Source organism: Halobacillus ihumii, assembly GCF_902726645.1.
GTDB lineage: Bacteria > Bacillota > Bacilli > Bacillales > Halobacillaceae > Halobacillus_A > Halobacillus_A ihumii.
Genome location: NZ_CACVAO010000001.1, coordinates 1,796,940 through 1,817,868 on the forward strand (window position 1 = coordinate 1,796,940; position 20,929 = coordinate 1,817,868).

The 20,929-nt window shown below is 42.5% G+C and carries 20 protein-coding genes; 6 read left to right on the forward strand and 14 right to left on the reverse strand.

The genetic code is table 11. From position 1 onward, the window contains the following. Window positions 1-56: 56 nt before the first annotated feature. Window positions 57-608, reverse strand: a complete 552-nt coding sequence (locus G6R08_RS09015; RefSeq protein WP_420810388.1) for a GbsR/MarR family transcriptional regulator — start codon at window positions 606-608, stop codon at window positions 57-59. 280 nt (window positions 609-888) lie between these two features. On the opposite strand from G6R08_RS09015, the gene G6R08_RS09020 reads away from it, so the two are divergent. The 5 genes from G6R08_RS09020 to G6R08_RS09040 all read left to right on the forward strand — a co-directional run bounded on the left by G6R08_RS09020 (window position 889) and on the right by G6R08_RS09040 (window position 6,132). Then, window positions 889-2,034, forward strand: a complete 1,146-nt coding sequence (locus G6R08_RS09020; RefSeq protein WP_163527679.1) for a betaine/proline/choline family ABC transporter ATP-binding protein — start codon at window positions 889-891, stop codon at window positions 2,032-2,034. Window positions 2,035-2,045: 11 nt separating this feature from the next. Further along, window positions 2,046-2,687 carry an ABC transporter permease gene (locus G6R08_RS09025; protein WP_163527680.1) on the forward strand — a complete coding sequence of 214 codons (642 nt, stop codon included), beginning with the start codon at window positions 2,046-2,048 and terminating at the stop codon, window positions 2,685-2,687. Window positions 2,688-2,702: 15 nt separating this feature from the next. Then, window positions 2,703-3,620 carry an osmoprotectant ABC transporter substrate-binding protein gene (locus G6R08_RS09030; protein ID WP_163527681.1) on the forward strand — a complete coding sequence of 306 codons (918 nt, stop codon included), beginning with the start codon at window positions 2,703-2,705 and terminating at the stop codon, window positions 3,618-3,620. A gap of 24 nt (window positions 3,621-3,644) precedes the next feature. Beyond that, window positions 3,645-4,319, forward strand: a complete 675-nt coding sequence (locus tag G6R08_RS09035; RefSeq protein WP_163527682.1) for an ABC transporter permease — start codon at window positions 3,645-3,647, stop codon at window positions 4,317-4,319. A gap of 64 nt (window positions 4,320-4,383) precedes the next feature. Further along, a complete protein-coding gene (locus tag G6R08_RS09040) occupies window positions 4,384-6,132 on the forward strand; it encodes a CocE/NonD family hydrolase (protein ID WP_163527683.1) in 1,749 nt (582 codons plus the stop codon). Between the two features lie 169 nt (window positions 6,133-6,301). Here the strand turns inward: G6R08_RS09040 and G6R08_RS09045 are convergent, their stop codons facing one another. From G6R08_RS09045 to G6R08_RS09105, 13 genes are all read right to left on the reverse strand, one after another. Beyond that, window positions 6,302-7,198 (reverse strand): DNA-3-methyladenine glycosylase family protein, encoded by an 897-nt coding sequence (locus G6R08_RS09045; RefSeq protein WP_163527684.1) that lies wholly within the window; start codon window positions 7,196-7,198, stop codon window positions 6,302-6,304. Between the two features lie 186 nt (window positions 7,199-7,384). Next, complete coding sequence (locus tag G6R08_RS09050) at window positions 7,385-7,843, reverse strand: cupredoxin domain-containing protein (protein ID WP_420810389.1); 459 nt, start codon at window positions 7,841-7,843, stop codon at window positions 7,385-7,387. 153 nt (window positions 7,844-7,996) lie between these two features. Continuing rightward, a complete protein-coding gene (locus G6R08_RS09055; protein WP_163527685.1) occupies window positions 7,997-8,947 on the reverse strand; it encodes an ATP-grasp domain-containing protein in 951 nt (316 codons plus the stop codon). Between the two features lie 145 nt (window positions 8,948-9,092). Beyond that, window positions 9,093-10,079: a Gfo/Idh/MocA family protein gene (locus tag G6R08_RS09060; RefSeq protein ID WP_163527686.1), complete on the reverse strand. Its 987-nt coding sequence runs from the start codon at window positions 10,077-10,079 to the stop codon at window positions 9,093-9,095. Window positions 10,080-10,100: 21 nt separating this feature from the next. After that, window positions 10,101-10,979: an alpha/beta fold hydrolase gene (locus tag G6R08_RS09065; RefSeq protein ID WP_163527687.1), complete on the reverse strand. Its 879-nt coding sequence runs from the start codon at window positions 10,977-10,979 to the stop codon at window positions 10,101-10,103. Between the two features lie 103 nt (window positions 10,980-11,082). Continuing rightward, entirely contained in the window at window positions 11,083-11,793 is a 711-nt protein-coding gene (locus G6R08_RS09070; RefSeq protein ID WP_240339676.1) for an SGNH/GDSL hydrolase family protein, read from the reverse strand. A gap of 140 nt (window positions 11,794-11,933) precedes the next feature. Beyond that, complete coding sequence (locus tag G6R08_RS09075; protein WP_163527688.1) at window positions 11,934-12,617, reverse strand: CAP domain-containing protein; 684 nt, start codon at window positions 12,615-12,617, stop codon at window positions 11,934-11,936. Window positions 12,618-12,754: 137 nt separating this feature from the next. Further along, the gene (locus tag G6R08_RS09080) at window positions 12,755-14,203 is read right to left on the reverse strand and encodes an aldehyde dehydrogenase family protein (RefSeq protein ID WP_163527689.1); all 1,449 of its coding nucleotides are present in this window, start codon (window positions 14,201-14,203) and stop codon (window positions 12,755-12,757) included. Between the two features lie 14 nt (window positions 14,204-14,217). Next, window positions 14,218-15,267: a homoserine dehydrogenase gene (locus G6R08_RS09085; protein WP_163527690.1), complete on the reverse strand. Its 1,050-nt coding sequence runs from the start codon at window positions 15,265-15,267 to the stop codon at window positions 14,218-14,220. Then, window positions 15,267-16,460, reverse strand: a complete 1,194-nt coding sequence (locus tag G6R08_RS09090; RefSeq protein WP_163527691.1) for a M20 metallopeptidase family protein — start codon at window positions 16,458-16,460, stop codon at window positions 15,267-15,269. Before G6R08_RS09090 ends, G6R08_RS09085 begins: the two co-directional genes overlap by 1 nt. A 12-nt stretch (window positions 16,461-16,472) precedes the next feature. Continuing rightward, window positions 16,473-17,672: a cystathionine gamma-synthase family protein gene (locus tag G6R08_RS09095; protein ID WP_205439409.1), complete on the reverse strand. Its 1,200-nt coding sequence runs from the start codon at window positions 17,670-17,672 to the stop codon at window positions 16,473-16,475. Beyond that, window positions 17,659-18,642 carry a cyclodeaminase gene (locus G6R08_RS09100; RefSeq protein ID WP_240339677.1) on the reverse strand — a complete coding sequence of 328 codons (984 nt, stop codon included), beginning with the start codon at window positions 18,640-18,642 and terminating at the stop codon, window positions 17,659-17,661. Before G6R08_RS09100 ends, G6R08_RS09095 begins: the two co-directional genes overlap by 14 nt. 3 nt (window positions 18,643-18,645) lie before the next feature. Further along, the gene (locus G6R08_RS09105; protein WP_163527693.1) at window positions 18,646-19,857 is read right to left on the reverse strand and encodes a M24 family metallopeptidase; all 1,212 of its coding nucleotides are present in this window, start codon (window positions 19,855-19,857) and stop codon (window positions 18,646-18,648) included. A 266-nt stretch (window positions 19,858-20,123) separates the two neighbouring features. Here G6R08_RS09105 and G6R08_RS09110 point away from each other — a divergent pair, with 266 nt between their 5' ends. Beyond that, complete coding sequence (locus G6R08_RS09110) at window positions 20,124-20,792, forward strand: Dph6-related ATP pyrophosphatase (RefSeq protein ID WP_163527694.1); 669 nt, start codon at window positions 20,124-20,126, stop codon at window positions 20,790-20,792. Window positions 20,793-20,929: the final 137 nt, after the last annotated feature.

Sequence of the window (20,929 nt, forward strand, 5' to 3'; positions counted from 1 at the left end):
AGTATTTCCTCCTAGCATTTTTCTCATTTGTATAGTTTGGTCTTAGGTCCAATCAATTATTTATCCCTATCCTGTCGAACGGGTACATGTTTAAAGATTTCGCCACTTTCGAAAAACTCCGTTACCCGGCTAATCCAATCATAGTAATCCAGCCAGATTCTCGTTTCCTTAAGTAATTCATTGATTTTCTGTTCAGTCTCTTCATCCACAGCTGCTTCTTTTTCAATTTCAGCAAGTTCACGTTGAAGCTTTTGCTCGAACATTTTACTTTTGCTTATCGCTTTACGCCAATTGGAGGTAAACAGCGATACGAAAGTTTGGTAATAATCACGCTCAACGTTGTATAAGTCTTTGCGGACGCCTTTTTTAAAGACTTTCTCCGCTATATTGAGATCTACCATTTCACGAACAACCTGGCTCATTCGGGTTTTGCTCATCCCGACGCTCTCCGACAACTCATCGAGTGTCATCGGCTCCCTATTCATATAAATAGTCCCCAGAACGCGTCCGACAGTTGTCGATATTCCGAATGTATTCATATTGTCAGCAATTTTTTCTATAAACTGTTCTTCAATTTCTTTTGTTTTGTCGAACGGTTTTTCTTCCACATGCTTCATCCTTTCGACTTTCGGTTTTATATAAGCCAATTTAACATACCGGACAAGAAATGGAAAACGAGCAAATCAAAGCATTTTTAACTAAGAAAGGGGAATTTTAAGTAAGATCGCCATAAACTTTATACAATAAAAAGTTTACAAACTTTATGTATTATATGTGCAATAAATAAATTTTGTTCTTCATAAAAACTATTTTATACTTAATTAGCGAATCATTCATAGTTTTGTCGAAAAGAAACTATATAAAATTTATTTTGGAGGTGGCTTTCACTTGCTTAAATTCGATCACGTAACAAAAGTGTACGAAGGTAATAATAAAGCGGTTGATAATATGAACCTTGAGGTAGAAAAAGGTGAATTCGTTGTATTTATCGGTCCAAGTGGCTGTGGTAAAACGACAACAATGAAAATGATTAACCGACTTATCGAGCCTTCGGATGGAAGCATTTATATTGAGGAGGAAAATATTTTAGAAAAAGATCTGGTGCAGCTCAGGCGCGAAATTGGTTATGTTATTCAGCAAATCGGACTATTTCCGCATATGACGATTCAGGAAAACATTTCAATTGTACCGAAGCTGTTAAAGTGGCCAGAGGAAAAGAGGAAAAGCCGAGCAGCAGAATTGCTGCAGCTTGTCGACATGGAATCTGAATACTTAAACCGCTATCCACATGAATTAAGCGGAGGTCAGCAACAGCGTATCGGTGTACTGCGGGCACTTGCTGCAGATCCTCCCCTTATTTTAATGGATGAGCCTTTCGGTGCTCTTGATCCGATTACAAGGGATGCTCTGCAGGAAGAGTTTAAGAAGCTGCAGCAGTCACTTGGAAAAACGATCGTTTTTGTCACGCACGATATGGATGAAGCCCTTAAACTGGCTGACCGAATTGTGATTATGCGCGATGGTCAACTGGTGCAAGTTGGCACACCCGATGAAATTCTAAGAAACCCAACAGATCAATTTGTCGAAGAGTTTATCGGCAAAGAGCGTTTAGTACAAGCCCGCCCTAGTATTCAGACAGTTGAACAGATCATGGGGTCTGATCCTGCAACAATAACTGAAGATAAAACATTGACTGATGCTATTCAGATCATGAAAGAGCGCAGGGTTGATTCGTTGCTAGTTGTTGACGAAGAACAAGTGTTAAAAGGTTTTATCGATATTGAGATGATTGATCAAAATCGCAAAAAGGCAACCCGTGTCGGGGATGTGTTAGAAACGGAGCTTTATACCGTGAATGAGGGAACATTACTGCGCGATACCATCCACAAAATATTGCGAAGAGGCATGAAATATGTACCTGTTGTTGATGATAATCAGCGTCTCCGTGGTCTTGTGACAAGGGCAAGTCTTGCAGATGTAGTATACGACTCCATTTGGGGCGAAGAAGATCAACTCGCCACGACAGAAGTATAGGAGGGGATAAGATGGATCAATTGTTAGAGTTTTTGGCGAATAACGGGAATCAATTGCTCATGAAAACGTGGGAACACTTTTACATTTCACTGCTCGCTGTTCTCCTTGGTGTTATTGTTGCAATCCCGCTTGGAGTAGCACTCACACGTGTCCCTAAGCTAGCAGGATTTGTAATTGGGACAGTTGGAGTTGTTCAAACGTTCCCAAGTCTTGCGATCCTCGCCTTCTTTATCCCGATACTCGGCGTTGGTAAAATTCCTGCAATTGCAGCATTGTTTTTCTACTCCATGCTGCCTATGTTGAGAAACACGTATATCGGAGTTAAGGAAGTAAATAAAAGCTTATTAGAAGCTGGAAGAGGAATGGGCATGAGCGGCTGGCAGCGCATTCGTGATGTGGAACTGCCGCTCGCCGTACCAGTAATTATGGCTGGTGTCCGGGTATCGACTGTCTACCTGATTGGCTGGGCAACCCTTGCTTCATTTATCGGTGCCGGCGGATTAGGTGATTATATCTTTAATGGTCTAAACCTCTACCGTCCTGACCTGATTATTGCCGGAGCTGTGCCTGTTACTCTATTGGCCTTAGCTACCGACTTGATACTAGGACGTCTTGAAAAACGTGCGACCCCTAAAGGGATAAGGACTGCTTAGAAAGGAGGAGCATACATGGTGTTCAAAATAATTAAGAAACCCTTCATAGCATTGATGCTAGTTACAACACTGCTTAGCGGCTGTTCATTGCCAGGGCTGAGCGGACCTGCTGAAAAGACCGTCACCATAGGTACATTAGGAACAGCGGAATCAGCTATCATGGGCAACATGGTTCGACTCATGATACAACATTACACAGATCTCCAAACAGAAATGATAACTAATCTTGGGTCCTCTACTGTGCAGCATGAAGCTATGATGTCTGGCGAAGTAGATATTACGGCTACAAGATATACAGGAACGGATTTGGTCGGTGCCCTTGGAATGGAACCTATTACAGATCCGGACAAAGCTATGAAAGTTGTAAAAAGAGAATTCCAGGAACAATTTAATCAAACTTGGTTCGATTCTTATGGTTTTGCCAATTCGTATGCTTTTACAGTAAAGAGTGAACTGGCTGAAAAAGAAAACTTAGAAACTGTTTCAGACTTGGAATCCATTGCTGCTGATTTGAGCCTAGGAGTGGACAGTGCTTGGATTAGACGTCCGGCCGTAGGATACGACTCGTTCATAAAAGAATACGGATTTGAATTCGGACGCGTATTTCCGATGTCGATTGGCTTAGTTTATAAAGCTGTAGAGAGCGGAGAAATGGATGTTGTGCTGGCCTATACTACAGACGGACGTTTAGAAGCCTTCGATCTCGTGACCTTAAAGGATAATAAACATCTTTTCCCTCCGTATGATGCTTCACCGGTTGCCCGTGACGAAGTCCTCGAGAAACATCCGGAACTTCGCGATGTTCTGCAAAAGTTAGCCGGTACGATTGATACGGAACAAATGAGAAAGATGAATCATAAAGCCAACGTAAAAATGAAAGAACCGAAGCTTGTAGCTAAAGAGTTTTTAGAAAAACATAATTACTTCGAATAAAGATCACCAGGAGGTGAAGATACTTTGGAAACACTTACGGATTTAGGACTGTATTATTCACAAAATATGGGTTATGTGTGGGAACAATTTTTTCGGCACTTTCTAATGTCTGCCTACGGTGTTTTATTTGCAGCTATGGTTGCTATTCCAGTAGGGATTTTAATTGCACGTCATGCTAGATTAAGTGCCTGGGTGATTTCCTTGACGAACATTATTCAAACGGTGCCAGCCCTGGCTATGCTGGCTGTCCTCATGCTAGCTATGGGACTCGGAGCCAATACAGTTGTCTTTGCGTTATTTCTCTATTCCCTTTTACCGATTCTTAGAAACACATACACAGGTATTCGCAGTGTCGACCGAGCACTGATCGAATCGGGAAAAGGTATGGGAATGACAAAGTTTCAACTATTAAGAATGGTAGAGTTACCTCTCGCACTGTCTGTTATTATGGCAGGGCTGAGGACTGCTCTGGTTATTGCTATCGGTATTGCCACGATTGGAACATTTATCGGGGCCGGTGGATTAGGTGATATTATTATCCGTGGAACAAATGCGACAAATGGAACAGCTATTATTCTAGCCGGAGCTATTCCAACAGCAGTAATGGCGGTTGTTGCTGACGTCGTCATGGGTTGGTTTGAGAAGCTGCTTTCACCAGTCAAAGGGAAAAAGACGGATAAAATGGAAAAAACAGCTTAACAGCAGGGGCTGCTCCCTGCTGTTTTCATATATCTTAAATTCGTATAAAAAGGAGGCACTCTCCATGGAGATTTTAGTAGAAAAAAATGTGCCCTGCACAATGCGCGACGGAACAGTATTATACTCTGACATATATCGCCCTCATCTAGAAGGTAAATTTCCTATATTATTGACTCGCCTTCCCTACAGCAAAGATCTGCCCTTTTATTCTCATCGTTATCTGGATACGAACCGCCTTGTTGAAAATGGCTACATTGTAATTGTTCAAGATGTACGGGGAAGGTTCCAATCTGAAGGAGAATTCGAGCCATTTATTTACGAAGCTGAAGATGGTTACGATACGGTTGAGTGGGCGGCGTCACTACCTTACTCATCAGGGAAAGTAGGCATGTTCGGTCTTTCCTACTACGGTTTCACACAACTACTAGCTGCAGCGGAACGTCCTCCCAGCTTACGAGCCATCTTTCCTGCTCAAACGTTAAGCGACCAAAGAAAAGGCAATTTTTACTATGATGGTGCTTATGGGTTGGGATTATCGGAAACTTGGGTTCTCGAGTCCATAGCACCTGATCTTGTAAAAAGAAAATACACAGATTCAGAAACATATAACTCAGTAATGGGCAAATGGGCCAAGAGTGTAGATCGTATAGAAGAATGGTATCGTCATGCTCCGATAAAATGTTGGCCGCCGCTCAAAGAACTAGGTGTTGCGGAGTATTTCTTCGAACAAATGGAGCGTGAATTAAATGATGAGAGCTGGGACAAGTCAAGCATCGCAAATCAATATGATCAGATGAATGTTCCCGCCTATCACCTTGGCGGATGGTACGATAGCCTTCTAGGATCCACCATAGACAATTACACCGAAATGAAAGCGAAGGCGGACGGTCGCAATGTAAGGGAACAGCAGAAATTAATGATCGGCCCCTGGGCCCATGGGGATTTTGGCTCTTTAATTGGAGATCGAAAATTTGGCCTTCATGCCTCAGAAGATTGGATTGACTTTAAGGAAAGTCTGACAGACCTTCATGTTCGCTGGTTTGACTATTGGTTAAAAGGTGAAAATACACACATTCGAGAAGAATCCCCCGTTAAGCTATTTGTCATGGGGATCAATCAATGGCGCGATGAACAAGAATGGCCGCTCGCACGTACAAATTATACTCGTTACTATTTGCACAGCCAGGGTCAAGCCAACTCACGTTCTGGGGATGGAAAGCTTTCAGAAATGACACCTGGGCAGGAGCCAGCCGATCAGTTTGCATACAACCCCGAAGAACCTGTTCCATCAAACGGAGGAGGCACGCTGTATGATGGCGTAAATACTACAGGGCCACGTGATCAAAGAACTATAGAGGATCGAGATGATATGTTAGTCTACACGACTGCACCATTAAAAGAGCCAGTTGAAGTGACAGGTCCTATTAAATTCCACCTTTGGGCTTCCACTGATGCAAAAGATACTGATTTCACAGCTAAACTAGTAGATGTGACACCAGATGGTACGGCTTATAATTTAACGGATGGCATCGTCCGGGCACGGTATCGAAATGGGTATGAACCGGAACCAGAGTTAAAAGGTGAGATCGTTGAATACGAGATAGATTTATGGGCAACGAGCAATGTATTTCTAACTGATCACCAAATCAGAGTTGAAATCTCCTCCAGTAATTTTCCGCGCTTTGCCGCTAACTTAAATACTGGAGAAACCATGTTCGACAGCAGTGAAAGTAAGATCGCGCATCAAACGATCTATCACAGTGAAAAGTATCCATCGCACATTTTGCTTCCGCTCATTCCAACAGATCAATAAGGTTGGATAATGACGAATTTTTCTATGTAGACATACAAAGTCCCGTTTTTCTTTTTGAATAACGGGGCTTTACGTTTATTAAGAGGAATTTGGACGTTTAAAGATATCCACGCCTTCTTGATCAATCTGCCTCTTAACGTCGTTAAGTATGAGTTTGCACCCTGTTCATCTATTCCAACTGAGACCTCCACAAGTAAAAAGCTGCATATGCTCGCCAGTCTCTCCATTTCTTTGACAATTCCTCAGCATAGTTAGTCGTCGGTTTCTGATCTAATTCCAGCTGCTTTCGAAGGGCATGATGAATTCCAATATCCGCTGAGGGAAAAGCTTGGGGTTGAAGCAGGCATCGCAGCATAACATAATCGGCTGTCCATGCGCCGACACCTCTAAGTTTCATTAAGCTGTTTTTCATCCCTTCATAATCCATTTGTAAAAGTGCTTCCTTCGTTATTTCCCGGGAAACTATTGACTTGGCGATCCCGATAACATACTCTGCTTTACGTGTTGTGAATTGCAGCTTTTTAAGGTGGCTAACATCAAGGGAGGCAATTTGGTGACAATCAGGATACAACCAGTAGAGCTGCCCCTGATATTCAAATTTTTCACCAAAATGTTCTACAAATCGTTTCTTTAATGTATAAGCAAATGTGAGATTGATTTGCTGCCCAATGACTGCCCACGTTAATGCTTCAAACAAATCAGGGATGCCGACAATTCGTAACCCGCGGTGTTTAGATACAATGTTAGTTAAGATGCAGTCATTTTGGGCCATTGAATAAAAGTCAGTCATATCTCTATTTAGATCAAACCATTCGTGAATATAGTTAGTAATCAGATTGCATGTCTCCTTATTTGGTTTACCCAACGGAAACTCAGCGATGATCGCACTTTCTTTACTTCTCAGCTTTAGGAAAACTAAGGAATGATTCACATTGAGGAGTTTGATAACTGATTCTCCCCCAGTGGTGTGCAGAACTTCTTGAGAAGAGCGATTGAGGTAAACTAAGCATTCATTAAAACTAAAGTCAGAGGGCGTAGGTACTCTAAGATAATGATCATTGCTCATTTTTAGACTCCTATCTTCTAGTCAATATGTATGGTTATAGTAACATATGAGCCTAGACTTTATGTACTCGTCAAATGCCGCTAACTCTTCTTCTAGTACAGGGCTTTGTCAGTCCACCCAAGAAAAAAAGACCTCCTAATTACTTCATGCTGAGTGAGGTCTTTATATTATCTATACGGAAAAGCCTTAATCGACAACGATATAGGCAATCATCGGCCCGTTAGATTGGATATCTGAATGGGTGGTGCAAATAAGTCTATAAACCCCTTCTTCATCAAATTTTAAATCAACGATCGTCTCTTTCCCTTTTTTAACGACGCCTTTGACATCAGTTCCCTCAATATGAAATGGATGCTCTTTTCCATTCACACCGTATATATTCAATCGAAATGGTTCACCCTTTTCTACATAGATGGTCCCCGGATCCCAACGATAAGCTTCTATTTCTTCTCCATCAGCCGTCTCGGATTTGAATTCCCCTGTCACGAGATGAATAACGCGTGTATCTGCGCTTGCTGGTTTGGAAAGAGTAGGGACAGCCTCACTCCCCCATAATGAAGTTCCAATGAAAAATGCTACAGCCATTGCTACCAGGATACCGAAAAACACACCTATTTTCTTTTTAGTAATAAATAAAATTCTCACAAGTAATTCCTCCCATGGCTTGTTTACTTATACATATGCAAGCAAACCACGAGAACTTGTCTAATTTTTCATTGGCAAAAAGAAAAATCAGCCTCCTTCATTAAAGAGACTGATTCAAAGGTTTAATTCTGCACTAGAGTATGTTCCCACACCTTATGCTTTTTGAAGAGTTTGAAGCTGTTCACCCAAATACTTTGCGAGCGCAAGCATTCCGTAAACATCCGCACTCGCTTCAGCATCAGAATTGTAGTTGGTGTTCGTGTTCACATCATACGTGTAAAGCTGCCCATCTTGGTCCTGAATCGCTTCAATTGCGGCAACTTGAATATTATTCTCCTGGAGAAATTTCTCATATTGCTCCAAGATCGGATGATGATAACCTTCAAGAATCTCGAACTTAGGTCCGCCTGTCTCTTTCTCTTGTTCCCCAGTAGGACAATACATATCATCAATCGAGCAAGCGTCCGCCGGGCACAATTCAAAACCTTCAGAGGTATCCACTTTGACGGCATATAGAAACTTCCCGCCTACAAATTCATGTCGTACGATATAAGGCTCCGGGGCTTCTACGTACTGTTGGATGAGGGTAACACCATCTACCGGCTCTTCAAAGGAGGCTCCATAAACATACTCTTTTAACGCTTCAATAGAATGAAAAAGCTGCACGCCCTGACCTTTTCCAGCACGGTTATGCTTCGTAATAAAAGGTACTAAGTCCAGCTTTTTGGCGGACTCAATGATCTGGTCTTTTCCTACAGCAGCGATTGTTTTCGGAGATTTGACCCCTGCACTGTTCAATGCCATATACTGATTCACTTTGCTTACTTCAAGACGCAGTGCTCGACTTCCATTTATAACAGTTCGACCATGTCGCTCAAGCCAAGCAAGCACTGCTTCTGTAAACTCAGGAGCAAAGCGATGGTCTCTTGTATGTGAAGAGGCACTTATCCGATTGTAAAAAACACCTTCCGGAGGCTCATTAGTTAAGTCTATATTCCCTTGATCCAGATGCCATAATTCAAAAGGTAACTGCAATTCCTTTAATCGCTTCGTCAAATGATCCGTCCATTCATCATTTTCATGCAATACATAAATTTTTCTCACGGACCAAACTCCTTTCCTGGATACTACAAGTATCAACTGTATTTCAAATATAACATATTATTCCGACCCTTTTACCATGTTATGCTCATACAGTATTTGGAGGAGTTCACATAATAACAGTTACAATTTCCAGGGCTTTCTCTTGTTATTCATCATCGGCAGGGTACTTAATCCCCATTTGCCTTCTGGCCTCTTGCAGAAATTGCGTAGCAATCAGCGTATTTTTGTGGGAATTGACAGTGGACTGTATTTCACCCTTTTGGACTAGATTAACAAACTCCATAAGTTCATAATACATCGGCGGGTAAGTATCCCGCTTCCCTAAGTGATCAACTGTCCCGTCATTATAGCGGATCTCAATGTTTTCCGGCTCTGAAATATTAGGAATAATCATTACACCTTCTTCTCCTTGAATTTCAGAAGGAGCATAAGAATGATTGATTTTCGAATGAGTAATGACAGCCTCCATCCCTTCATATTCAGCTAGAATACTACCTTCTCCATCAACACCCGAAGCAAGCCTCACTCCATTTGCCTTAATCGATTCCGGTTCTCCGAAGAGCACTACTAGAGGGTAAACTCCATACACACCTAGATCCATCAAAGAGCCATTCGAGAAAACAGGATTAAATGCATTAAGGACCTTCCCTTCCCGGTAAGCGTTATAACGTGAAGAATACTTGCAGAAGTTCCCTGTGAAACGGCGCACCTTACCAATTTTATGTAAATGCGTTTGTAAACTGACAAAACCTGGCATCAATGTTGATTTAACAGCTTCCATCAGAAGTACTTGATTGGCTCTCGCCACCTCAATCATACGTGCTGCTTCTCGTTGGTTGGAGGCCATAGGTTTTTCACATAACACATGTTTCCCGTGCTCCATTGCTGTGATTGCTTGTCTAGCGTGAAATGAATTCGGACTGGCCACATATATGGCATCGACCTCTTCCGAACTACACATTTCCTCAACGGAGGTAAAAATGAGTTCCGCTCCGAATTGCTCTGCAAATTCCTTGGCTCGTTCCTCTGTTCTTGAATAAACGGCTTTCAATTCAAATTGTTCAACATACCGACCTGCTTCAATCATAGATTCAGTTATAAAGTTCGTTCCTATAATGCCAAAACGTATCATACAGCTAACTACTCCTTTTTCTCATAGTGTACCAAATTTACCCTGACTACTTTCCCTTTGATTATGGATAAATGTTGAGATGGCACGCTTAAATTTCGCTTCTTCCTCCAGGAAAGGATAATGGTTACTATGCGTAAATACTACTAACTTCGAGTTCGGAATAAGCTCCTTCATTTCAAGGGAATACTCTAATGGGCACTGGACATCATGCTCGCCGCATATGATCAGCACAGGAGACTTAATGAAAGGTAACTTTCTGCTAACATCAAAAATGGGAAGCTCTCTGACAAAATAATTCATTCGAATGGCAGCCATATTCTTCTGAATACTCTTGCAAAACAACTCCTCATAACGATCAGGTTTATGCAGAGACAGCTTAGTCCTTTCTTTAGATAACTTGCTGCGATTGCTCTCCGATAATTCACTCCTTTTTAATTCTTCTATAAGGTCTTGCATACGTTGAAATTGGGGGTGATTAACATTATAGATACACTTCTCAGAGAACGTCATATACTCCCTTGCAGCTGCCCCTGCAATTATAAGGAAATTCAAGCGTTCAGAAAATTGAATGCCATATACAATCCCAAGCATCCCCCCAGTTGAATGCCCAGCAAAGCCCCATTTTTCTATACTCATCCCTTCCCGAATGGCTTCCAGATCAAAAACAGTCTCAAGCATACTTAATTGGTAAGGTTCTTCCGCCTTCGCTGAATCCCCTGTCTCACGTAAGTTTACGATGTAAACACTGTTTGTATCCGTGAACGTTTCCGCAAAATAATCACCTGATTCGTTAAATTCCGAATAGAGATGGGTGACACATAAAGGCGGTCCGCTTCCTTTTGAAAACACTTCGAATACCCCTCGATTTGTGGTAATTAAATTCTTCTTCCAACTATTCACATGCCATCCCTCTTTCTTCTATTCTCCCCTAACCCTAATTATTTCGGTAACCTCGTTATAAAAACCTCCCCAAACTAAAAAGCCCACACATCTTGTGCAGGCTTTATTTTTCAATAAGCTTCAGTCCTAATTCTGCTAACACGATCTGCCCTTGCCTCGTAGGGTGAACATCACCCTTTATAATATACTCTGGATGTCCTTTAAAAGCTTTATAAGCATTCGCCATCTCTACATTAGTGAAGCGGCTTAATAGCTCTATCAGAGAGCTGTATTGTGCATTAATATAGCTTAGCGGGGCCTCCAGCTTGTCACCCGCTTCAGGATAAGGGTTGTAGATGTTATAAACAATGATGTCACCCTTTGTCAATCGTTCTAGCTCGACGACAGTTGAATAAACATTAAAGATTAAATCGCGGACTACAAGAGCTACTTCCTCCATTTTTATCCCTTTGAGACCTTTATTTTCTTTCAAGAGGTTTAAAAGGTCATTCCCCCCAATACTTACAACAATATAGTCAGCATGTTTGATCGTATTACGAAACTTATCGTTTGTACGTACAGCTTTTAGCAGCTCAGAAGAAGTCATTCCTGGTATCCCAAGGTTGGTTACCTCTAAACCGGCTTTCTCACCCATGATGTAAGGAAATGCTTCTCCCGCTGGCAAGGTGTTATCTTTCGTTAGGTTATAGCCATAAGGAATCGAGTCCCCGATTGCGACAAGCTGTTCTGACTCCCTTGCATAGATGGGGTGTGGAGCGAGCACAGCTCCAAGAAAAAGACAAACTATGCAAAAAAGGGTCGATAACTTTTTCAAACAATCACCCCTTCATCGCGGATTAATATATAATCCTGCTTACTGCTCAGTATTCCAGAAATACATAAATTCACTCATGTAAAAATCATCCTTTATTTTCGATGAAAAAAGGCGCCAAACTTATTTCGGCGCCTCCATGGTTATTTACTTATAAAAAGTTGGGTCCAGTGCTGGCCCTCTTCCGTGTAGCCGACTCCAATTTGGGTTACTTGCTCATTCATAATATTTTTACGGTGTCCCGGACTGGCTAACCAGTCTTGTACCACCTCATTGGGAGTCTGCTGTCCGACTGCAATATTTTCTGCAGCATAGTTGAACTCTATCCCAAACTGTTTCAACATTTGAATAGGACTGCCATAAGTGGGAGATATGTGAGCAAAGTAATTATTTTCTGCCATGTCAGTTGATTTTTTCTTGGCAATCTTAGATAATTCACTATTAATTTTAAGAGGCTTTAACCCATTCTTTTTGCGTGCCTGGTTGGTTAATTGAACCACTTGTTCCTGGAAAGCACCTGTTACTTCATCAACACGTTGGTTATTTGTACCAGCCTTACCGCCGTCTGCCTCGAAGCGATCAGAATTCGGTGTGTCGCTATTATGGTTTTCCATAGGCAGACCCGGATCTGTACCTTCAAAAGGAATATTTGGACTAAAGCGATTTTGCTCTCGTTCCAGTTCAACTTGCTCACGCTGTTCTGGACCATATTCTACCTGGTTGTAATTATAGGATTCGCGTTCCGCAGCTCCCTCATCACCTGTACCACACGCTGTAAGAACTGATATGAGCAGGACTGTGAAAAGGAATAATAATGACTTTCTCATCTTCCATCCTCCTTAAGGAATTGATCATCATTACTATTTGCAACGGTGAAAAAATTATCCCTAAAAGTCTGAAGGAGAAAGTCAGGAAAAAATGCCATAGAAAAATCCTGATGCTGCGAGAGCATCAGGATCCAGTTCTACAACATATTTTCCTGAAGACGGAAACATACCACTTTGGATTCAGTCATCGATTCCATGGCGTAACGCACGCCTTCACGACCGACTCCGGAGCCTTTAGTTCCGCCAAACGGCATTGCGTCAATCCGATAATCACTGCTATCATTAATCATAATGCCACCAACATTCATATGCTTGATGGTGTAAAAAGCATGATGAATGTTACTTGTAAAGATACCTGCCTGCAGTCCATAATCCACATCATTAGCTAGTTCTACTGCATCGTTCAAGTCGGCGACGGGCTGAATAATCACAACAGGCCCGAAAATCTCCTCTTTAGCTATTTTGGCTGATTCAGGAACATTCGTTAGCACGGTTGGATAATAATACGCCCCTTCACGCTTTCCGCCAACTTCTACTGTCGCTCCAGAAGTTACTGCTTCATTCACCCATAACTCTACACGCTCCGCTTCTTTCTCTTCAATCATTGGCCCAACATCTGTCAATTCATCCATTTTATCGCCAACCATTAACTCTGCTGTGCGAGTAACAAACGTGTCCAGAAATTGGGAGTAAATGTCCTTTTCCACGTAAATTCGCTGAACCCCAATGCAATTTTGCCCCACTGCCGAAAAAGCACCCGATACAGAAGATTGCACAGCATCGTGAAGGTCAGCGTCACTTAGCACAATAACCGGAGAATTGGACCCTAACTCCATGCTGACTTTTTTAGTTCCTGCCTTTTGCGTGATCCTGTTTCCTGCATTCGGACCACCCGTGAACGATATCATTTGCACTGCCGGATGTGTAACAAGTGTATCTCCAAGTTCCCGGCCTGATCCTGTAACAACTGATAAGAACCCTTCCGGAAGACCTGCTTCCACAAAAGCCTCTGCTAACTTTAGCGCACTGAGTGGTGTTACGGAAGCAGGCTTCACAACAATGGCGTTTCCAGCGGCAATGGCCGGGCCAATTTTGTGAGCTACCAAATTTAAAGGATCATTAAAAGGTGTAATTGCTCCAACTACGCCTACAGGAAATCGATAGTGATATCCTACACGATTTTCACTTCCCTCATTTTGGTCAAAATTAATGGTTTCTCCATTCATCCTTCTTGCCTCTTCCGCACTAATTTTAATGGTTTGTGTGGCTCGCTTTACCTCTCCTCGTGCTTCATTAATCGTTTTACTTCCTTCAGAAGCAATAATATGTGCAAATTCTTCAGCATGCTCTTTCATGAAAGAAACGACTCGATCCAAAATGGTAATTCGTTCATGCGTCGGCCAAACTTGCGTATTTCGATAAGTCCGCTCCGCTTTATCAATAGCGAGAGACATATCCTGTTTTGAAGCAAGGGGGACACGCGCGATTACTTGGCTGCTTTGAGGGTTGCGCACTTCAAATGTCTTTTCACCACTGACCCACTTCCCGCCGATTAACATTTTCATCTCCTTTACCTTTGTGTGCATTACTATCCCCTCCTTTATATTTTCGCCGGTTGTCTCTCCTTTTGATAATGAATTAAATCAATCAGCAGTGAAAATCCGGTTTCTTTTAATCCTGCGCCAGCTCCAGTCAACAAGATAGGTCCAGCTAAATCGCATTCATAGACGATTGCGTTTGTAGCTCCTGTCACTCCTGATAACGGATCATCGGCATCGATGCGTTCAGGCTTAACACTGGCTTTGACTGTTCCTTCTTCATTTCTCACCCGAGCGAGCAATCGTAATTTTTTCCCTTCCCGAAGTGCCTCCTGTACTTGATCAACAGTTACTCCAGAAATTCCTTCACATTCAACTTCCGTATGGGAGAGAGACTCACCCATTAAATAATTCGCTAAAATGGCCGCTTTATAACGAGCGTCGTAACCTTCCACATCGCTAGTAGGATCTGCTTCAGCATAGCCAAGCTGCTGTGCTTTTTCTAAAGACTCCTCGTAAGAAAAGCCCTTTTCCATTTCTGTTAGAATAAAGTTAGTCGTTCCATTGAGAATCCCTTTGATTTCAGTTATCTTATTGCCTGCCAGTGTTTCAACAGGCATTCTAAGTGCCGGGGTACCGCTCATTACTGTTCCTTCAAATCCAAAGAATACACCCTGCTCCTCAGCAAGCTTCGCTAACTCTTTATAAGCTAAAGCTACTGGACCTTTATTGGTCGTCACTACACTTTTCCTGTTTTCAAAAGCTGTACGACAGTGAGAAATAGCCGGTTCTCCCGTTTTAACATCTGTAAAGGTAACTTCTACAATCACGTCAGCGTTTGAATGAATAATAGTATCCATACTGCTCCAGCCTTTTTTTGCTTGAGGCCCTCCAGAAATACCATCCACCGTTCCTTCAGTTCGAACAGTTTGCAGAAGCTGCCCCACATCGAGTCCTTCCGGGTCATAGATTGATCCTTTCATCATATCGGCAACCGCTACAACCCTCGTATCGAGGCCATATGAACTACTCAAATTCTCTTTTCGCTCGATTAAAATTTCTGCAAGAGCCTGCCCAACGCCGCCAAAGCCAATAAATGCTATATTCACCATTACAATTCCCCTCCTTCACGTTGTAGAAGCTGATACACACATTTCAGAAAAATTTCTACACCATCTGTTAGTGCTTCTTCGTTAATATCAAAACCCGGATGATGCAAGCCCCGCTCTTCGTAAATCCCGCATCCGAGGAAAAACATCGCCCCAGGTTTACGTGCTGTCATATGACTGAAATCTTCACTCCCCATTCCAAATGGTTCGTTTATGACTTTCATATCAGCCGCCGCATCGCGAATGACTTTATTTACCGTTGGATCGTTAACTAAAGCCGGTTCACCGCGATGAACTGTCAAGTCAAAATCCCCGCCTAATGCAGTAACTACTCGTGCAGCTCCCTCTATCTCTTTTATAAGCAACTTACGTACCTCTTTTTTATAAGAGCGGATCGTTCCCTGAATTTCAACCAATCCAGGAATCACGTTATTAGCTTCTCCTGCATGTATCTGGCCCACACTAATGGTCCCGACGTCCAGGGGATTTACTTTACGCCCGTTAATACTGTATAGAGCCTGCAGCAAGTAAGTCGACATCCATACAGGATCTTTTGTGTGATGAGGATACCCGCCGTGCCCGCCAATGCCTTTAACGATTAAATAAAAATCATCATTATTTGCCATACTGGGACCATCATGGATTTGAATTTCGCCTTTTTTCCGCCACGGACACATATGAAGAGCGAGGACGGCATCCACATCATCCAGGACACCGCATTGGAGCATTTTCACAGCTCCTGTCTCCCCTAACACATCGCTATCTTCTTCAGCTGGCTGAAAAATCAGCTTCACACTTCCTTTGAAAAGCCCTTTATTTGCGTCTTCCGCTAGTAACTTTGCTGCACCCAGAAGGATTGAAATATGGGCGTCATGGCCACAAGCGTGCATCACACCCGGATGTTTAGAACTATACGAGAGACCCGTTTGCTCATAGATCGGCAAAGCATCCATGTCTGCCCGAAGTGCTATCACAGGTCCATCCCCAGTTGTAAGGGTTGCTACTATTCCGTAACCTCCAATGTTCTTCTCAATAGAATAAGCTCCAAACGAATCCAAAATTTGTGCAATTTTTTCACTCGTGGCCTTTTCTTGAAAGCTAAGTTCCGGAAACTGGTGAAAATGGCGCCTCCATTTAATGACTTCTGGGAGAATATCTAATGATCTTTCAACTAAGTTCGGCAATTTTGTTGTCACAGGGTCACCCCCCTAATTTTTGATCATGATATCTGAAGGCAAAGCCTTAAATGCCTGTTCTAAATCCTGCTTCAAATCATCTATATCTTCAATTCCTGCAGAGTAGCGAATCAACCCTTCTGGAATGCCCATCGCTGCTCGCTCTTCAGGTGTGCATTCAACATGGCTCGTTGTTCTAGATGGTCCCACAACCGTTTCTACTGAACCGAGGTTTGCTGCACGATTTGCGAACTTTAGTTTGGGCAGTAAATGACGAACTGTTTCTACACCGCCTTTGACAGAAAAACTAAGCATGCCGCCAAAACCGTTCATTTGTTCTTTAGCAATATCATGGTTAGGGTGAGTTTCCAACCCAGGATAAAACACCTCTTCTACTAGCTCTATAATTTTTAGGAATTCTGCGATTTCCTGAGCATTTTTATTTTGTTGATCAATTCTGAGCTTCAGCGTCTTCATACCACGGAGCAGCAGGTAAGCGGCCATCGGATCTAGCGTTGCCCCATTTATTTCACGGTAGTGATAGACAGCTTCGACGAGCTCTTTGCTTCCACAGACAGATCCGCCCAGCGCATCAGCATGACCGCCCAAGAACTTTGTAGCACTATGAATGACCAAATCTGCCCCTAACTCCAATGGGTTTTGGTTAACTGGCGTAGCAAAGGTATTATCTACTACTACGATAGCTCCAGCCGCTTTACCCGCGCTCGCCATTCGTTTTATATCTGTAATTTTGACGGTTGGATTTGTCGGACTCTCTAAATAAAGAACTTTGCAGCCTCTTTCAATTTCTTGCTCAATAGCGTCATGATCGCCAGTGTCGCAAAGCACAACATCTATTTGCTGTTTTGGTAAAAATTCCGTGAAAATTTTGTTTGTACCGCCATACGTGTCTTTTATCGAAACGATTCTGTCTCCTGGAAATAGCAAAGTTCCTAGAGTATTACTAATCGCAGCCATTCCCGTTGAGAAACTTGTCGCCGCCTCTGCCCCTTCCAAAATTCTGATCTTCTCTTCAAATGCTTGAACGGTTGGATTTGTATTACGACCATAAATATGTCCTTCCTTTTTACCTACCGCTACTTCATACCATTCATCCATGTCGTCATACCCGAAAGACACGCTATGAACCACAGGTACTTGCGTTGCACCAAATGCTAGTTGATCCTTCTCACCAGCCCAAATAGATTTCGTACCAAATTTAGCCTTTTCCATTACAATCATCCTCCTTTGAATTCAATAACTTCCAGGCGTAGCGGGCAATTTGCGTATCTTGCACCCCTGTGCCTGTTAAGTCACAAACAGAAAGTTGTTGATCATTTGTTCGACCTGGTTTCTGCCCGCTGGTTATTTCTCCTAACTCATGGACTTGGTCCAGTATTTCCTCATTTGGAATGGTTCTAAGTTCTCCCAGCATCATCGATTGCTCCTTAACATCACACACAACTAAGTCCGCATTTTTGATGACGTCATTCTCAAGTTCCTGCTTATGCGGAGCATCTGACCCCATGGCTGTGATGTGCTGACCTGCGTGGAGCCACTCCGCTTTAAGAACGGGCTCTGTAGCCGGGGTGGTTGTAATGATTACATCGCTGTTTCTGACAGCTTCGGATGGAGTCTCTTTAACGTCTACTTGCACATTAAGTTTTTTTTCAACGAAAGATTTATATTGTTGTGCTCGTTCTGAATTACGCCCATAGACAAAGACTTGAGTGATTGGTCTGACTTTTGATAAGGCTTCTAACTGGTATTTAGCTTGTGAACCGGTCCCTATAATGGCGACGGTGCGACTGTCTTCCCGGGTTAAATGCTTCGCAGCAACAGCTCCTGCTGCAGCTGTACGTATATCTGTAAGCAAACCATTATCTACTAGGATCGCCTTAGGTTCACCCGTCGTTGTGTCTATCAGAATCATCATTCCATTAGCGCTGGGTAAGCCAAGTTTCGGATTGTCAAAGAATCCCGATGAAAGTTTGACAGCAAAACTGTCGTACCCTTCGATATAAGCAGATTTAATGTCGACTTCCCCATTGCTAGACGGTATATTTATACTCATAATAGGCGGCATGGTAACTTTTTTCGTCTGCAATGCTGTGAATGCGTTTTCAATCTCGCTGATAACGGTACCGTTAAGTTTTATCACTTGTTGAATATCTTTTTTTGAATAAAGGCGCAAAACGTACACCTCCTAACTGATTTGACCATTTGAATTAATGTTGTAAGGATCACGTCGTACAATTAATTCCTGCGGATAAGTGGTAAACCGTTCAGTCCCTGTCTCCGTAACTCGGAACGTCTCGCTAATCTCGATTCCATCGTGATCGAACCAGAGCCCTGGGATAAGATGAAACGTCATATTTGGCTGCAGAACAGTCGTATCACCTCTGCGAATACTTGCTGTATGCTCACCCCAATCTGGAGGATAATTCAAGCCTACGGAGTATCCGAGTCTTGATTCTTTCTCAAACCCATGCTTTTGAATACTCTTACGCCAGATTTCTTCCAAATCGCTGCAGGTCATACCAGGTTTAGCTGTTTGCAACACATTTTGTATTCCTTCCGTCACAACAGCTGCCAAATGGTTTAACTTTTCACTCGGCTCTCCAACCGAAACCGTTCGAGCCAGCGGTACATGATAACGTTTATAACACCCTGCCAGTTCAACGATTACGGCGCTATTTTCCAGAAAAGGTCTGTCTGTCCAAGTCAGATGAGGAATCGACGTATGGTCACCCGAAGGAAGCAATGGCACAATGGCTGGATATTCACCACCAAATTCAGGTGTACCGCGTACCATGTGATAATAGATCTCAGCAGCCGTATCACACTCTCTCCCGCCAGCACGAATGCTTTCTACCCCTTTAGTCATGGCTAGATCAGCGATTGTGGCAGCTCGCTTCATGTATTCAATTTCCTGATCCGATTTAATCATCCGAACTCGATTGACGAGAACTGATGCATCATGGAATTTCGCATTAGGCATTCCCCGCTTTAATCGATCAAGTGACATTGCTGTAAAATAATAATGATCCATTTCAACACCTATATGACGATTCCCCTGCCCAATTTGAGTTAAGATTTCTGAGATAAAATCCATTGGATGATAAACACTGGAATGTACATAATAATCTGGGTATGAGATGATATTTTCATCGTAGATCCACGTCTTGACCCGAGCCCCGTTTGCATCCTGAAAACGCCCAATCCATATAGGCTGCGGTTCATCAATGATGATGACAAGCATTTGATGAACGTAAAACGACCACGCATCATAACCAGATAAATAATTCATATTAGCTGGATCAGTAATCAGCAGGACCTCAATCCCTTTCTCATCCATGCGATCCTTTGTTTCCTTAAGACGGTTTTGATATTCCAAAATATCAAATGGAAGCAACATGTTTTTCCCTCCCACCATTGTCTGAATATTTGAATGACTATTACATTTATTGTATTCAATAGGCTTTTTTTATGTAATGTAAAAAATGTATGAAAATTCAAGATTCCAAATTGTACAATTTAGGAAAGTTGCAGGAAGAACATTTGTCCAGCACTTTGAAAAGCTGTATGATTTGAGGTAGAGATTAATATAGGAACTTCGTAATGAAATAGTGCAATTAAATCGGTGTAACATGGCACTATCTTATTAAGAAGGGGGTGTCTTGGATGGAGAATGTCATTGTTTCCTGGAGTGGGGGAAAAGACAGTACGTTAGCACTCTATAATCTTATGGAAAATAGTAATTATTGCATTAAAGGACTGTTATCAACCACCTCTCAAGCGAGTGGCAGACTGCCCATACATGAAGTGCGAAGAGAGCTCATTCAGGCCCAAGCTGATTCAATTGGTCTTCCTTTGTATGACGTGCCATTACCTGCAATGGCGGACAACAATACTTATGAACAGACACTTCAGCAAAAGTTTGATCAGTTTAAGTCAGAGGGCATCTTTACAATCGTTTACGCGGATTTATTTCTCGAAGATATAAAAGAATACCGGGACCGCCTACTCGCTAAGTCAGGAATGTCAGGGCTTTATCCCTTGTGGGGAAGAGCTTCCACTACCATTGCAAAGGAGTTTATCTCAGCGGGTTTTAAAGCTATCGTTTCGACCGTTAATACAGAAAAACTCCCCGCTGATCAGGCAGGATGTAAAGTTGATAACAACTTCCTCAGTTCACTGCCGCCAGATGTAGATCCTTGTGGTGAAAATGGGGAATTCCATACATTTGTAGTAGACGGGCCGATCTTTCATTCTCCTGTCTCTGTACAGCCTGGTATTCAATTTGAGACAAACGATGGAAAGTTTGCCCACGTTGAATTAATAGAAGTATAGATGAAAGCTAACCATACCTGAATTATTCTCATCCCCATGACTTTTGAGGGAAACACTATTTCGGTACCTTCTTAAATGGGCGCTATCGCGTCCATTTTCCATTTTAGGTAATAGATCGAAGCTATTATGGCTACAAC

Bases quoted from the DNA above. Each gene is read 5' to 3' on its own strand.
- G6R08_RS09025 (WP_163527680.1), top strand. From the start codon at position 2,046: ATGGATCAATTGTTAGAGTTTTTGGCGAATAACGGGAATCAATTGCTC.
- G6R08_RS09030 (WP_163527681.1), top strand. From the start codon at position 2,703: ATGGTGTTCAAAATAATTAAGAAACCCTTCATAGCATTGATGCTAGTT.
- G6R08_RS09040 (WP_163527683.1), top strand. From the start codon at position 4,384: ATGGAGATTTTAGTAGAAAAAAATGTGCCCTGCACAATGCGCGACGGA.
- G6R08_RS09045 (WP_163527684.1), bottom strand. From the start codon at position 7,198: ATGAGCAATGATCATTATCTTAGAGTACCTACGCCCTCTGACTTTAGT.
- G6R08_RS09060 (WP_163527686.1), bottom strand. From the start codon at position 10,079: ATGATACGTTTTGGCATTATAGGAACGAACTTTATAACTGAATCTATG.
- G6R08_RS09075 (WP_163527688.1), bottom strand. From the start codon at position 12,617: ATGAGAAAGTCATTATTATTCCTTTTCACAGTCCTGCTCATATCAGTT.
- G6R08_RS09080 (WP_163527689.1), bottom strand. From the start codon at position 14,203: ATGCACACAAAGGTAAAGGAGATGAAAATGTTAATCGGCGGGAAGTGG.
- G6R08_RS09085 (WP_163527690.1), bottom strand. From the start codon at position 15,267: ATGGTGAATATAGCATTTATTGGCTTTGGCGGCGTTGGGCAGGCTCTT.
- G6R08_RS09095 (WP_205439409.1), bottom strand. From the start codon at position 17,672: ATGGAAAAGGCTAAATTTGGTACGAAATCTATTTGGGCTGGTGAGAAG.
- G6R08_RS09105 (WP_163527693.1), bottom strand. From the start codon at position 19,857: ATGTTGCTTCCATTTGATATTTTGGAATATCAAAACCGTCTTAAGGAA.
- G6R08_RS09110 (WP_163527694.1), top strand. From the start codon at position 20,124: ATGGAGAATGTCATTGTTTCCTGGAGTGGGGGAAAAGACAGTACGTTA.